Source organism: Sporolactobacillus spathodeae (assembly GCF_016908935.1).
Classification (GTDB): Bacteria; Bacillota; Bacilli; order Bacillales; family Sporolactobacillaceae; genus Sporolactobacillus; species Sporolactobacillus spathodeae.
On record NZ_JAFBEV010000008.1, the window covers coordinates 55,988 to 69,439 of the forward strand.

The 13,452-nt window shown below is 41.9% G+C and carries 11 protein-coding genes; 3 read left to right on the forward strand and 8 right to left on the reverse strand.

Annotation, left to right across the window (positions count from 1 at the left end):
* Window positions 1-2: 2 nt before the first annotated feature.
* The 5 genes from JOC27_RS05890 to JOC27_RS05910 form a co-directional block, all read right to left on the reverse strand.
* Entirely contained in the window at window positions 3-770 is a 768-nt protein-coding gene (locus JOC27_RS05890; RefSeq protein ID WP_205006085.1) for a tyrosine-protein phosphatase, read from the reverse strand.
* A gap of 160 nt (window positions 771-930) precedes the next feature.
* Window positions 931-1,632: a CpsD/CapB family tyrosine-protein kinase gene (locus tag JOC27_RS05895; RefSeq protein WP_205006086.1), complete on the reverse strand. Its 702-nt coding sequence runs from the start codon at window positions 1,630-1,632 to the stop codon at window positions 931-933.
* Entirely contained in the window at window positions 1,610-2,374 is a 765-nt protein-coding gene (locus tag JOC27_RS05900; RefSeq protein WP_205006087.1) for a YveK family protein, read from the reverse strand. Before JOC27_RS05900 ends, JOC27_RS05895 begins: the two co-directional genes overlap by 23 nt.
* 126 nt (window positions 2,375-2,500) lie before the next feature.
* The gene (locus JOC27_RS05905) at window positions 2,501-2,746 is read right to left on the reverse strand and encodes a hypothetical protein (RefSeq protein WP_205006088.1); all 246 of its coding nucleotides are present in this window, start codon (window positions 2,744-2,746) and stop codon (window positions 2,501-2,503) included.
* A gap of 345 nt (window positions 2,747-3,091) precedes the next feature.
* Entirely contained in the window at window positions 3,092-4,570 is a 1,479-nt protein-coding gene (locus tag JOC27_RS05910) for an ArnT family glycosyltransferase (protein ID WP_205006089.1), read from the reverse strand.
* 488 nt (window positions 4,571-5,058) lie between these two features.
* On the opposite strand from JOC27_RS05910, the gene JOC27_RS05915 reads away from it, so the two are divergent.
* On the forward strand, window positions 5,059-7,197 hold the full coding sequence (locus JOC27_RS05915; RefSeq protein WP_205006090.1) for a YhgE/Pip family protein: 2,139 nt from the start codon (window positions 5,059-5,061) through the stop codon (window positions 7,195-7,197).
* A gap of 208 nt (window positions 7,198-7,405) precedes the next feature.
* Window positions 7,406-8,269, forward strand: coding sequence for a serine hydrolase (locus tag JOC27_RS05920; protein ID WP_205006091.1), 864 nt, complete (start codon window positions 7,406-7,408; stop codon window positions 8,267-8,269).
* Window positions 8,270-8,352: 83 nt separating this feature from the next.
* On the opposite strand, the gene JOC27_RS05925 is transcribed toward JOC27_RS05920, so the two are convergent.
* The 3 genes from JOC27_RS05925 to JOC27_RS05935 form a co-directional block, all read right to left on the reverse strand.
* Entirely contained in the window at window positions 8,353-8,718 is a 366-nt protein-coding gene (locus JOC27_RS05925) for a 3D domain-containing protein (protein WP_205006092.1), read from the reverse strand.
* Window positions 8,719-8,950: 232 nt separating this feature from the next.
* Window positions 8,951-10,792, reverse strand: a complete 1,842-nt coding sequence (locus JOC27_RS13590) for an SH3 domain-containing protein (RefSeq protein WP_205006093.1) — start codon at window positions 10,790-10,792, stop codon at window positions 8,951-8,953.
* 284 nt (window positions 10,793-11,076) lie between these two features.
* Window positions 11,077-12,210, reverse strand: coding sequence for a hypothetical protein (locus tag JOC27_RS05935; RefSeq protein WP_205006094.1), 1,134 nt, complete (start codon window positions 12,208-12,210; stop codon window positions 11,077-11,079).
* A gap of 286 nt (window positions 12,211-12,496) precedes the next feature.
* On the opposite strand from JOC27_RS05935, the gene JOC27_RS05940 reads away from it, so the two are divergent.
* On the forward strand, window positions 12,497-13,411 hold the full coding sequence (locus JOC27_RS05940; RefSeq protein WP_239529914.1) for a thermonuclease family protein: 915 nt from the start codon (window positions 12,497-12,499) through the stop codon (window positions 13,409-13,411).
* Window positions 13,412-13,452: the final 41 nt, after the last annotated feature.

Consider the following 13,452-nt stretch of genomic DNA (forward strand, 5'->3'; position numbering starts at 1 on the left):
CTTTAGAATAAGCCAAAAAATTTTTTCTCTTTTATCGCTGTAGGTTGCTCGCGCGGAATCTGTTTCCCTTGAACCAATTGTTCCGCGTTTTGGTTGAGTTGTTCAATCATTTGGAAACCATATTCTTTTTCTATGTATGCTTGCGCCGCCTGCCGATAAAAGGGTCGCTGCGTGACGTTGTGTGCGTCTGAGGCTACAAAATGTGCTAACTGATTTTCAAGAAATTGCCGGGAACGTTTTTGTACTTTATTGCCGCTTTTCCCAATCAAGCTGGCTGCGGTAATCTGTGCCAAAGCGCCCTCATTGATGAATTGATAAAGCCTATCGGGGTGATCGAGGAAGACTTGATTGCGTTCCGGATGCACAATTACAGGCGTGACGCCGTTTGTCTGCAAATTAAAGAATAATTGCGACGCGTATTGCGGCACTTGCATGGTTGGAAATTCGACAAGCAGATAATTTCCGGAATTATTGACGGTTAGCAATTCCGCTTGCTGGTCTGGCTCAGCCATCTCGCCGAACAGCCGTACTTCCTGGCCTGGAAGAATCGTGAGTGGAATCGCGTGTTCTTTCAGCGTTTCATTTAGTTGCGCCACGTGTTGCAGCACATTCGCCTTCGGGTTTTGCCAATGCCTGTTGCGATGATGTGGGGTCGCGACAATTGCTGTGATCCCTTCGGCAACCGCTTGCTGTGCCATTTCTAAAGCAATTGTTTCGTTTGCTGCGCCATCATCGAGACCCGGTAAGATGTGACAGTGGATATCAATCATTTGGAATCCTCCCTTCACTGTATCTAATTAACGCAATAAAGTAAAATGAGCAAGTGTTTCCTGCAACGGTTTCATCAAAATTTTTATAAAGCTTTCGAAAATCGCTACCTATTATTCTGGAACGATTGAATCATGAGATGACGATTCAGGAACGAGATAATTAATCATTACCGTAATAATAATAGTAACCATCGGCTTTCACAGCTTGTTTTCCATTGAGTACCACGCCAAGAATCCGCGATTGGACTTTCATCAACAGGTCTTTGGCACGTATGGCCAATTCTTTTTCGGTTAGACCACTGCGAACGACTAAGACGCTGCCATCACAAAGATGGGATAGGATCTGGGCATCGGTTACTGCAAGAACGGGCGGTGTGTCAAAGATCACCAAATCAAAGGCCGCTAACGCGTATTTCAACAAGGCTTCCATCATTGGTGAGCTGAGCAGCTCCGCCGGATTCGGTGGAATCGGACCACTTGGCAGTACATATAAATTCTTCACGGCTGTTTCTTGTATTGCCGATTCTAAATCGATTTTCTTTGTCAGGACTGTCGTCAACCCGTTGACATTCGGCAGACGGAACGTGTATTGAATCGTTGGCTTACGCAAGTCGCCGTCAATCAGGAGCACTTTTTTCCCCTGCTGTGCATTCACCACAGCGAGATTGGCTGCGACCGTTGACTTGCCTTCTCCAGGGCTTGACGAAGTGATCATGATTTTCTTGAGTTCCCCATTTACTTCGGAGAAATCTATATTCGTTCGTATCGTACGGAACTGTTCCGCAGCCGTTGATTTTGGATTGTGATGCGAGATTAAGTGACGCTGTTTTAAAATATCTTTAGAGTTTTGCCGAAACATCATGACGACCTCCTACGCGATGCGAACTCTCGGAATGACGTGCGTTTGCCTTATTTCGTTTGTCATCCCGCGATGTGATTTCAGTGACAACACCAAGGACAGGCAGCTCAAGCAACTGAGCCACATCTTCCTCTGTTTTAATCGTATTGTCCAAGTAGTCGAGTAGAAAAGCCAAACCAACCGAGGCCATTAACCCAACCACGGCTGCGATCGCTAGATTCATTAACGGTTTCGGTTTCACTGGCGCGCTCGCCGCACTGACATTTGCTGGCGAAAGAATTGTAACGTTATCAACATTCATCGCTTTCTGCACACGATTTTTGAATGACGCGGCCACGGCGTTGACAATCCGAGCGGATTCTGCGGCATTCGCTGTTTCCGCCGTTAACGTAAAGACCTGGGAATTTTGTTCCGTCGCGACGGTCAGCATACTCTTCAATTGCGAGGCGTTCATTTTCAAGTCGAGTGCTTGAATCACAGGGTTCAAAACAGATGGGTTATCGATAATGACGCTATATGTATTCACCAACTGAACATTGGTCTGCACGGCATTTGTCGTGTACAAGCTATTTGTGTCATTAGACTGATTGACAAGAATTTGCGTCGAGGCATCATACTTCGGTGTGATAAAAAAATAGGTGACAACTGCGCTCGCTGCAATCGCGAGCATTGTGATGACAAGGATTAGCGCCATTCTCTTCTTGAGAATCTGCGCGATTTCCTTGAGGCTAATCGTCTCTTCCATAGTTTCCCCCAACTTTTTCAAAATGTAAGTAATCTCATTTACCAAAACTACTCTATGATGTCTAAAATTATAGCATAGTATGGGAGAAGGATTTACAGATTCTATGTTAAATAATTCCTAACTCTCTTAATCATTTTTCACGTAATAGATAATATTTTTCGAACGTCCCAAGAACCGCCTGCTCTCATAATAGATACGAAATTCGTCCGCACCCAATTCATCAACGTCTAGCTTCTTTAGGTGATTCTTTTCTGCAAAGCGATTGGACGCGCTATTAATACCATCCGCTTCAATCTGATCAACCGATGTCCCATACGGATTCGACAGACTTCTTTTCCCGTCATATTCCAAATAAAAGTTAAACGCACTCATCAAACCATTCCCCCGCTCGGCAATCTATCTCTCACTTTTCAGTTACTTAAGTCTTATTTTGATATGGGACATTAACACTATTTTTCATTATAGCATGGTTGGTTTATGTTTCCAGTATTAATACCAGTTTCTTATCGATGTGGTGAAAAAATATTTCGACACTATTTTGCAACATTTTCATATCTTCTAGTCAACTATTGTTAGCAGTGTAGAACAGCGGGCATTACACGATCGTTACACTGAGTAAAAATATCTATAAATTGGCGCAGCCAAGTCCTTTTTTCAGCCAGAATTGAACCCACACCTTTTTTTGATTGGGTGTGGGCTATTTGAACTCGAATTCCACTATTTCGAAACCATAATATATCGAGGATTGGAATAGATGCTGTGAAAGTGATACGCATGCATTATTTTTTTATTTTCCTGATTATTAGCCATGACGAGTAAACTATTCATCTGGCGATCCAGCACAAAACCCGTAATTCCAGTATCCTTTGGCTTTAAATCAGCGAACAATAAAGCTGATAAATATGTACTTTGTCTCCAGGTAATCGTATCATCTGTATAGACATTGGCTAATCGATACTTCGAAGACCGATTTAAATGTTCGAACACCATCTGGATCTCAGATGGCGATTGGGAAGCCGCTGTTCGATAGGTTTTCATAAAACTTGTATAAAAAGAAAAAACAATAAATAACAGCACAACGATTGTTAATACGGTCTTTTTTAGCTGTAATAATTTATCCACCGCAAGCCCAATAAAAAGCGATATTGCCGGAAAGAGGATATAGATATACCAATAGAGCTTCGATTTTGCTAATAAAAAGATGATAAAGGGAACAATCAACCAAAGCAGCAGACCGATACCGATGTTTTTATTTCGATTCCAGTTACTCCTATTTAAAAGGACACAAATCGTTAGACCAAGCGCGCAGAATAGGAGAAACCAGTAGGTATCATTGGCCTCGATAAAATTTAAGTAATAGAGCTTGCCACCCGAATGTGTGTCCAGTACGGACGAACTGCGCCGAATGAGATCATACCGAACCATTTTGCTAAAGAATGTAAATCGATCAAAACTATAGCGCTTGATTGCCCAAAGCAGGATGGGTACAAATGCCGTAAGAAAAAATATAATAAAATTCCGTGGTTTCAGTTTTGCAATTCTACCGGTCATGACGTAATAAAGACCTGCAATGATTAATACAGAAAATGCATGCCAGCTTTTTGTCAGAAAGGCTAATGAAAAGAAGAATCCGGTAAAATATAAAAAATAGAATCGTCTCTCTGTCAGTAATAAACTGATCAGTGCGAGCGTGACAAAGAGTAAAAACAAAGCATCTGGATCGGCTGTTCGTCCACAATGCAGCAATATGATTGGTCCGCAAGTTGCAAACGATGCGAGCGTGATTAAACCAGCAATTTTTCCAAAACGATAACGAGCAAAAAAGAATAATGCAATCTCTGTTAACGCAATGGAAAATCCCGAAAAAAAGCGAAGACCAAACACATTAAACCCGAACAATTTATACCCGAACATAATAATCCAAAAACTAAGCGGTGGTTTCAAATTCCAATAATCCGGAACACCACCGTAATAATTAATAAAGAATTGATGATAGCGTAGCATTTCATAGGCATTGGCGCCGTGTCGCGCTTCATCCCAATCCCGTATATCAGGAATATTGATTTTATAATAAAGAAGGAAAAGCAGCGAAAGAAACATTAAAGTGGCAATGAGTAAATCATATTTTTTAACAAGATCAACTAATTTTAGCAATAGATGACTTACCTTCTGATTCAACCCACGTTTCCAGTCCAATGATAGCTCATCCTCTTGTCATTTATACGGTGCTGTATTAATCATTTAAGGTGATATAATAGAGACAAAATCCCCGAGTATCCTCCCTTATCATTTGTCCAAGGTAAGCATTCCCCGGCAGAATCCTTGTTGTATAACACCCGTCGATTAATTAGCATTCTCAAATTACGGTTGAAATTTCTCTTTTTATTTAAGCCAATCAGAATACTCATTAAAAATTTCTATTTTATACCCTGATATAGAGCAAATACATCTCGGGTTCCATTATAATGGCTATATTAAAATTTAATGTTGATTTTTTTTAAAGAAATGGCAATATATGAGACACCTGCAGCAAACAAACACACGGCAATTAAAAAAACAGCCGCCTTTAAAGAAGCCATTACTAAGGAACAACTATTTGAATCACTATCAATAGTTATCACCCTTTTAACGAATGGGTAGTCCAGCGAGTTCGACACACAAAAAACCATGGAGCGTATTTGACTATGAACCTGATCCTTTCTCAATGGAAAGAAATTTTTCATACGCGTACGTTATTCATCTCGGTCATTGGCTTGATGTTTGTGCCCCTTCTTTACGGTGGTATTTTCCTCTCTGCATTTTGGGATCCCTACGGGCACGCCAATCAATTGAAAGTCGCGGTTGTCAATCAGGACAATCACGCACAGTTATCTGGGCGATCGATCGCACTTGGCGGAGTGCTGACGGATAATCTCAAAAAGAATAAAACCTTTCACTGGGTCTTCCTGAAGGATAGAAATAGTGCTCTAAAAAATTTACAACAACAGAATTATTATATGGTGATCGTGATCCCGCCGAATTTCTCAAACAACGCTGCAGCTTTACTAAGTGGGAAAACGATGAAGCAAATGACGCTGCGCTATTACACCAATTCAGGCGAAAGCTATACGGCGGCGCAGATGGTAAAAGGGATCATTCCAGGGATTGATCGACGTATTGCCCGTGCAGTAACCGAGAGCTATGCCCAAACGATGTTTGCGATGCTCCACAAGGTGAATCAAGAATGGAAATTGCAGAGCCACCGTTTGACCAAAGCCGCCGAAAAAATTAAGCCATTGGTTAATGGCTCCGGGGAAATGAATCAAGGACTGAAAAAATTGGCCAGCTCTTCTTTGCTGTTTCAGCAGGGGCTGCATCAAGCGCGCCAAGGATCTGCTCAGCTTGATATCGGTATCCACTCACTTCACACCGGCTTAAAGACACTCGACCAGAAAATCTCCAAGCTTAATCGAGGTCAGAAAAGGCTAAATGCTGGTATCTCTGAAACTGCGGCTGGCGGTCAAAAACTGCATCAGCAAATGAAGAAATTCAATCGCGCGCAGCAGAAATTCAACGCACAATTCGCATTGATTCTTGATTTTCTGAAGCAAATCTACCCGAATTACGCAGCACAGAATATCTCCAAACAGCAGTTGATCACACTACTTGAGACATGGGAAGCGGCAGCGGTGCAAAACCATCAGCCCGTTCCAGCGTCTTTCGAAACTTGGTTAACTCAACTCGGTGCTGATTCAGCTCAAAATTACAATATTGCTTCGTTAATGGCCGCAACACAAAAAAGCAGCGTGCAGCTGGCAACCAGTGCGCAATCGTTGACGAACGCGTCCCAATCGATGGCCGATGCCCTCTCGCAAATTAATTCCGGCGCCAAATCAATCAGCGATGGGATGAAAGGAATCCAGCGGGGCAGCGGATTGCTTTACGCGGGCGCCGGAAGAATCATGAATGGAAACGACCAGCTGTCCCAGGGACTTGGAATCCTTGATAAGCAACAAGGTAAATTGAGTGATGGTGCGCGTGCGCTTTACTCCGGATCGAATCAAATGAACAGCGGAATAAACGATCTGAATCAAAAAATCAATCAATTCAAAACTCAAGTCGCTAATGGCGCCAATACTCCTGATTCTTTTGTTGGTAATAGCAAAAAACAGGCTGATCTGCTTGCGAAACCAGAACGTTCTCAAGTTAAAGACTTGAATCCAGTCAACAATTACGGCGAAGGATTATCGCCATATATTCTTTCGCTCGGCTTATTTGTCGGCGCACTCGCTTTCGCAACATTTTTTCCGTTACGAAAGCCTTCCGAGGAACCAACGTCAAGTTTATTCTGGTATCTCAGCAAATTCAGTGTGTCTGCCGCTATTTCGATTTTTCAGGCAGTGCTTATCTGCACATTAATGTTGACCGTTGTCGGACTAAAGGTCACGTCTGTCAGCCAGTTTTACTTCTTTACGATCATGTCTAGTCTTTCTTTCTTCGCAATTGCCCAATTTTTGGGCACAGCGTTTAATAATATCGGACGCGCAATCGGCGGTCTTTTACTTTTATTACAATTCGGCGGCAGTTCCGGTATTTTCCCGGTGTCCTTAACACCTATATTCTTTCAATGGATTCACGCACTGCTGCCGATGTCGTATTCAGTCAATGGTCTTAGACAGGTCATCTCAATAGGCGGCGACCCTGTATATCTGCTCCAACAAACCTTGATGCTTCTCTGTATGGGCATTATTTCCATGCTGCTGACGTGGCTAACCTTTCATCTTTTGCTAAAGAAGAAAAGTTATCTGCTGAACAGTGAAGAAATGAATGAATCGCCTCTTTAAAATAATCATTTCAAAGATTACGTTCTCTCTATATAAACGAACCCCCTAAAGTTGAATGAACCATTCAGCTTTAGGGGGTTCGCTTTTCTATCAATAGGCTAAATGTAAAAATTTATTGACCCAAAAAATTATTAATCTATTTATGCGTATTAATGTTAGGATAGTTTACAGACATAGAAGCAAGGCATCAAATCATATAGGGGGTACTATGAAACGAATCTATCCTTTTATTCTTCCATTCTTCTGTCTCGTACTTGTTTCCGCGCTTTTTTCTAGCATGGTTACTCCGGTTAAAGCACAAGGCAAGGTCGCACCAAAATTAAGCGCGAAGGGCAAAGCGGCAATTGTTTCCTACATAAGACATTCAGGAGGTAGTATTACGCTTGTCTATCGTGATCTGACGACGGGTGACGCTTACTCGATAAATGGTTCCGCCCCACATCACGCAGCGAGCACCATTAAACTGCCCCTTGTCATGGATGTGATGAATCTTGTCTCCCATCACAAGCTCAGTCTGAAGCAGAAACTGACCTATCATCGGTATCAATATTGTGACGGCAGTGGCGTGATTCAATATCACAAGGTTGGCAGCAAATACACGATTGCTGACCTTATCAAAAAAGCCGTCGAGTATAGTGATAATATCGCCTTCATCATGCTTGAAGATCGTGTGGGACGTTCGCAATTCCATCATTATATCAAGCAAATCGGCGGCAAATATTCCTATCCGCGTGGCATCAATATGACTTCGGCACAGGATCTGACGACGTTCATCACCAAACTCTATCACGATGCAAAGTCCAATGCCTATGATCGTCAACTGGTTACCTATTTACAGCATACAAAGTATAATGCGACTATTCCTGCTGGGATTAAGGGTACGGTCGTTGCCCATAAGGTCGGCTGGATGCCTGAACTGAAGGTCTCAAATGATGTCGCTATCGTTTATGATAAACATCCGTACACGTTGTCCATCTTGACAAACGGATTTGTTTACAGTCATTCCACTAAGGTAATTGCCCAACTTGCCTCATTGGTCAATAATTATCATAAACAAAAGTATCATGAATGAGTCTTTTTGAATAAAACAAAGAAAAGGCAATCCGATACGCGACGTATCGGATTGCCTTTTTCCATTGTGCGGATGAACCTTGATTAATAGTGATAAACTTTGATCTTCATATGTTTTCGTCCCCAAACGATGGCCTTGTGGCGCGATCCGAAGTGGACGTCGATAATTTTTCCTTTAATTGCGCCGCCAGTGTCACGAGCGACCGCCGTTCCGTAACCCGGAATATAGACTTTGGAGCCAAGCGGAATCACGCGTGGATCAACCGCGATGACTTTGGCATTCGGATGCTTCGCGAGATTATAGCCCGTTGCTGTTCTCCCTTTTTCGCAGTAAGCAGTCGATGATACATTAACATATTTATAATGTGAACTCGCGTCAGCAGTCGAATCAGGTGTTAGTCCGGAAACAACGAAGATGAGGATAAACAAAACCGTCACTATCTTTTTCAATTCTCTCTTCTCCCCTTTCTTTCACTGTCTATAATTTACCAGTTTTATATGACAGGATGATTTCAGGGAGATAACAGTCTCTTTGGCAGATCATTACAGTGTTTACGATTCATCGTAGAGAAAGGCCACGATACTTGATTGATAAAAAAAATACCCTGAGCATGTTTGGCTTGAATAGGCCATCATGCTCAGGGTGCCAAGCGATCCAAATAAGTCAATCGCAATCAAAGGTTTATATTCCCGCTGCATCTGTAAAATAGGAGATGTCGATATCTACATTTGCATTAATGCCTTGTAATTTTCCTTGGTCGGTATATTGCCAGATATCAGCAGGCATGCCGAGACCATTATACGTAGCTGAGCCTCGGTATCTTGCAATCCACAATCTTGTGGTATTGGGCAATTCTGAAGCGATCAGCCGACTATAATAAAAATCATAGCCGGTATAAATACCAAACCGATGATAGCCATTGCTATCGAGGACTTTAAAAAATTGATTCACATAGCTTGTCAATTGAGCTTTGTCTTTGGTCAGTGGATCACCAACGCTATCCTCAACATCCAAGAAAACATAACTGTTTTTCGATATCCGGCCATTTATCGTCTTCAGGAAATAATCTGCTTCCTTAGCCGCATCTGTCACTGATTTCGCATGGAAGAAGTGATAGGCGTATGTTGCTAAACCCGCTGCATTCGCTTTATTCACATTTTCAGCGAACGTTTTATCATAATAGCTTTGCCCTTCTGTTGCTTTAACAATTACAAAACGAATACCAGCTGCTTTAAGGGCCTGGTAATTGATATCTGATCCCGTATAGTTCTGATTATTTCTATTTTGTGGATTATTATTCCAGTGCGAAACATCAATGCCCAATTGACTGATTGTGCTATTCGGCGGGGTATAAGGTTTCTTCGGATCACCTGCTACTTTCGGTGCCGTTCCCTTTATTACATAAGAAGCAGAGACAAAACCCACTCTTCCGCCGTTATAACTAATTTGCAGCCAATTACCTGTTTCTCCAATGACCGTAACCACTGTATTCTTTTTAAGACTCGTGATCACATTGTTCGCTGAACTGGTTGGTGATGTGCGTACATTCAGCGCATTAGCAATCACATAAGCCTGGTAATGATTAAAATTTGATCCACTTCGTGGTTTCAAATCCATTTGCAAGGAAACTGATGTCAGAATCGGTTTCTTTTTACTAATGTTTACGCTTGAAACATAACCTTCCCTACTGCCCGATTTTACCTTATACCAGCTTCCGCTCTTGCCAGACACGGTTACCGAATTACTTTTGTGAAGTGTTATGATCTTGCTGTATTGGGTTCCCGGTCCCCCGTATACTTGCAGTGAATTTGAAGTCACATAGCCGGTGAACATTGGGTATGGCGTTCGACTTAAATAATTATTTTGAACGTAGCCTGTTTGGCCATAACCCGTGACAAGTGCGTATTTATACCCTTTGCCAATTACAGATACCTTGCTTCCCATGCTCAATATACGTCGAATGGAATAATGAACACTCGCAGCACTGCGCATCCGCAACGTGTATGAAGTAACATAAGCACTATAAGCTCTATACTTACTCTTGCTTAAATAGCTATTTTGAACATAACCCGTAGTACGACCATATTTGACAAGTGCATATTTATGTCCCTTTCCTATTACAGTCACTTTGTTGGTCATACTCAGCGTATGTCTGAGCGAGTAGTGAATGCTTGGCTGGTTGCGCATTTTCAATGTATACGAAGTGACATATGCACTATAGTATCTATATGGACGCGTGCTCAAATACTTCGTCTGCACATACCCTGTCGTTCTTCCGTACTTTACGCGTGAATAGTTTCGATACTTGCTGATTACGGTTACTTTGTTTGTCATAGACAATGTCCGCAATGTTTTGAATCTTGTACTTGCGCGATTTCGGATTTTCAGTGTGTACGCGGTGACATACGCACTATATGTAGATGTTTTCGCTTGAACCGTACTTTCAGAGGGACTAACAATAGATAGAATCACTAAAAGTGCCAACAAGAAACTGAATAACAACCGCTTACCGAATGATTTCACCTTCCACGCTCCTTTTCAAAGAATAATAGATTACTATTTGACTAAAGGATTCATTTTAAAAAATATTCCATTTTCTTCTTTATTAAGTTTATCGGTCGAAACAAATATTTTTTGAGAATTCAGCGTTTAATGGATGCATCAATCGCAGAGTAAACAGGGAAACATTCATTCTGGTTTAATATTATTCATAGACTCCAAGTTTTCAGGTATTGCTGGGGATCAAAAAAAGGCAGAACAGTCAATCGTATGTTCTGCCTTTTCTATTAGATTGGGATCAATTATATTTATTTGAAACGGGCTTGTATGATTTCTGGCGACGAGTTGTAGAGAAGGTAGGTATTCGTCCCATCGAATGCCATCCCTTCCGTCTCTCGTGTATTGGCTATTTTAGTACTGTAATTCCTCAGCGATTTGTTTGCCACATCAATGCCAACAAAAGAATCATCACTGACAAGATAGAGTCGATGACTATACCGGTCATACGACAAAGACTGCAGGTATTTGCCAACCGCGTTTTTCACCCGAAAGGCTGGCGCGACAGATACTTTATTTCCAGTAATTGTTCCTTTAAAAACAACATAACTGGCTTTATAGCTTCCTTTCAGATTACCGACCAACCCGAGATAAAAATGGTTACCGTCAATCATGGTTAGCGTGTGCGGGTTGTATTTGTATTTGCTGTATTTATTAATTAATCGAAATGACCATTTTTTCAATGGTTTCAAATTCGCATCATATTTGTAAAGTACAATCGATTCATTTCCTTGTAAACTGCCATGTGTGAAATCTGTATCCTGCAGCATGTACAAATATTTGCCGTCCGTTGTCAGCGTCTGCCCATGGCCAATCGTCATCTGATCGCTGACCGAAACCTGTTTAAAGAAGTTATCCGCCCCTGCGCTTTGATAGCCCTTCTTAATGTAGCTATTTGAATGATTATACTTATACCAATAAGCCGAGCGAAAATCTTCAAATTTATTTTTCATTTTCGCTGGAAGATTCATTGGAAATGTAGTTATGTAACCCCGATTATTATTCAGGGACCAAACCATATAAATTTTATGATTTAAGATCGTAAAGCTCTGTGGATTCACTAATTGTTTCACTATTTTTTTACTGAACTTACTGTCGAGATACGGCAACCAGGCAAAGGTTTGAAAATTATACTTCATTCCCGCTGTTTGATAGCTATTAATGCGGACCTGGTCCAGTCCAATCTTCATCCGGTAATAGGCATGCCGTCCTCCGCTATTGGTTTTATCAAGCATCCGGTCATATCCTGTCGCATTTGTTGCCATTTTTAATTTCGCCCAGCTTTGATTAATCGTGATGTTTTGTGGACCTGCAGCCGATGCGGTTCCCGATGCTACCAAGAATGTGCATCCAAGCAAAGCCGCCACCCATCGTTTCATTCGCATCTCTATGTCCCCTCATATCTATCTTTATTTGTAAAAATTATACACCTGTAGGGGATTAAAAAGCGTATGACATTCAAATGAATTCGCTTCCATAATCAACAAATTTTTTGACAGTCCGCACTAAAAGATACCTTGTGCTATGCTTGAATGTTTTCGGGTTCTCGCCTGATTTATTTTTTTAAATAAGTGATTGAAAACCATGCGATTTTCGCTGTTTCTTGCTAAAATTAGAGATAAATAATAATCGCTCGACCCTTTCGTGAGCTGATAAAGGGGACCTGTTAAAATGAGTGAAATGATCTTGATCGGTTGTCTGAGCTTAATTTCCGTCCTATTTCTCGGTTATCTGCAAAACAAGAAACCTATCCTTCAAGTCGTTCTGATTATATCTTTGGTTGCTTCTTCTCTGACGCTGTCCGCCCCAATAGTTTCTCATGCCGCATTTTACCCCAAGGGAACTGTCGCCGCAACCATAGCCAAGGAAGTGGATGGCGACTCGATTTATGTCACGCTCAATCATAAAACCGTTGAAATTCGCATGCTTTTGATCGACACACCGGAGACGCATGATCCGCGCAAACCCGTTGAACCATTTGGTCCTGCTGCCTCCGCCTATGCAAAGAAAATGCTTCCGGTCGGCAGCAAAGTCCGACTGCAAGAAGGTTTGGCCGGTCATCGTTATGATAAATACCACCGGCTTTTGGCATTTATTTATACCTCAAAAGGCAGTTTGTACAATTATTTGGTCGTCAAACAAGGTCTTGCCCGCGTTGCCTATATTGAACCGCCGAATACCCAACATCTCGCCAGCTTAGAATCCGCTCAGAGCTATGCCAAATCTCGTAAACTCGGTATCTGGTCGCGCAAAGGATACGTCACTGCCTCCGGATATAATTACTCAACAAAGAAAACAGCCGCTGCTCCCAAATCCAGCAGCTCGACGGCCCACGGCTTATCGGTCAAACGCGGCCAGAATGCTTCCGTTTCAGTTACAGCCAAACGTGGCGCACGCGGCACGATCAAAGTCTATTACAAATCAGGGATTAGTAAAGCAAAAGGGTTGGAACCGAAAATAGCTGGCAGCAGTGGCAAAATTACATGGACTTGGCTTGTCGGAACCGCCACCACCCCGGGCACCTACAGAGTTGTGATTCAGGTAGGGAACAAAACGAGCACCCAATATCTACGTGTTAGTAAATAAGTGGCTCGATAGCTGACCGCTCATTCTCATTGATTATTTAA

Excerpts from the sequence above, each read along its gene's own strand:
- JOC27_RS05900 (WP_205006087.1), bottom strand. The coding sequence starts at position 2,374 with ATGGAAGAGACGATTAGCCTCAAGGAAATCGCGCAGATTCTCAAGAAG.
- JOC27_RS05935 (WP_205006094.1), bottom strand. The coding sequence starts at position 12,210 with ATGCGAATGAAACGATGGGTGGCGGCTTTGCTTGGATGCACATTCTTG.
- JOC27_RS05890 (WP_205006085.1), bottom strand. The coding sequence starts at position 770 with ATGATTGATATCCACTGTCACATCTTACCGGGTCTCGATGATGGCGCA.
- JOC27_RS05940 (WP_239529914.1), top strand. The coding sequence starts at position 12,497 with ATGAGTGAAATGATCTTGATCGGTTGTCTGAGCTTAATTTCCGTCCTA.
- JOC27_RS05915 (WP_205006090.1), top strand. The coding sequence starts at position 5,059 with ATGAACCTGATCCTTTCTCAATGGAAAGAAATTTTTCATACGCGTACG.
- JOC27_RS05920 (WP_205006091.1), top strand. The coding sequence starts at position 7,406 with ATGAAACGAATCTATCCTTTTATTCTTCCATTCTTCTGTCTCGTACTT.
- JOC27_RS05905 (WP_205006088.1), bottom strand. The coding sequence starts at position 2,746 with ATGAGTGCGTTTAACTTTTATTTGGAATATGACGGGAAAAGAAGTCTG.
- JOC27_RS05895 (WP_205006086.1), bottom strand. The coding sequence starts at position 1,632 with ATGATGTTTCGGCAAAACTCTAAAGATATTTTAAAACAGCGTCACTTA.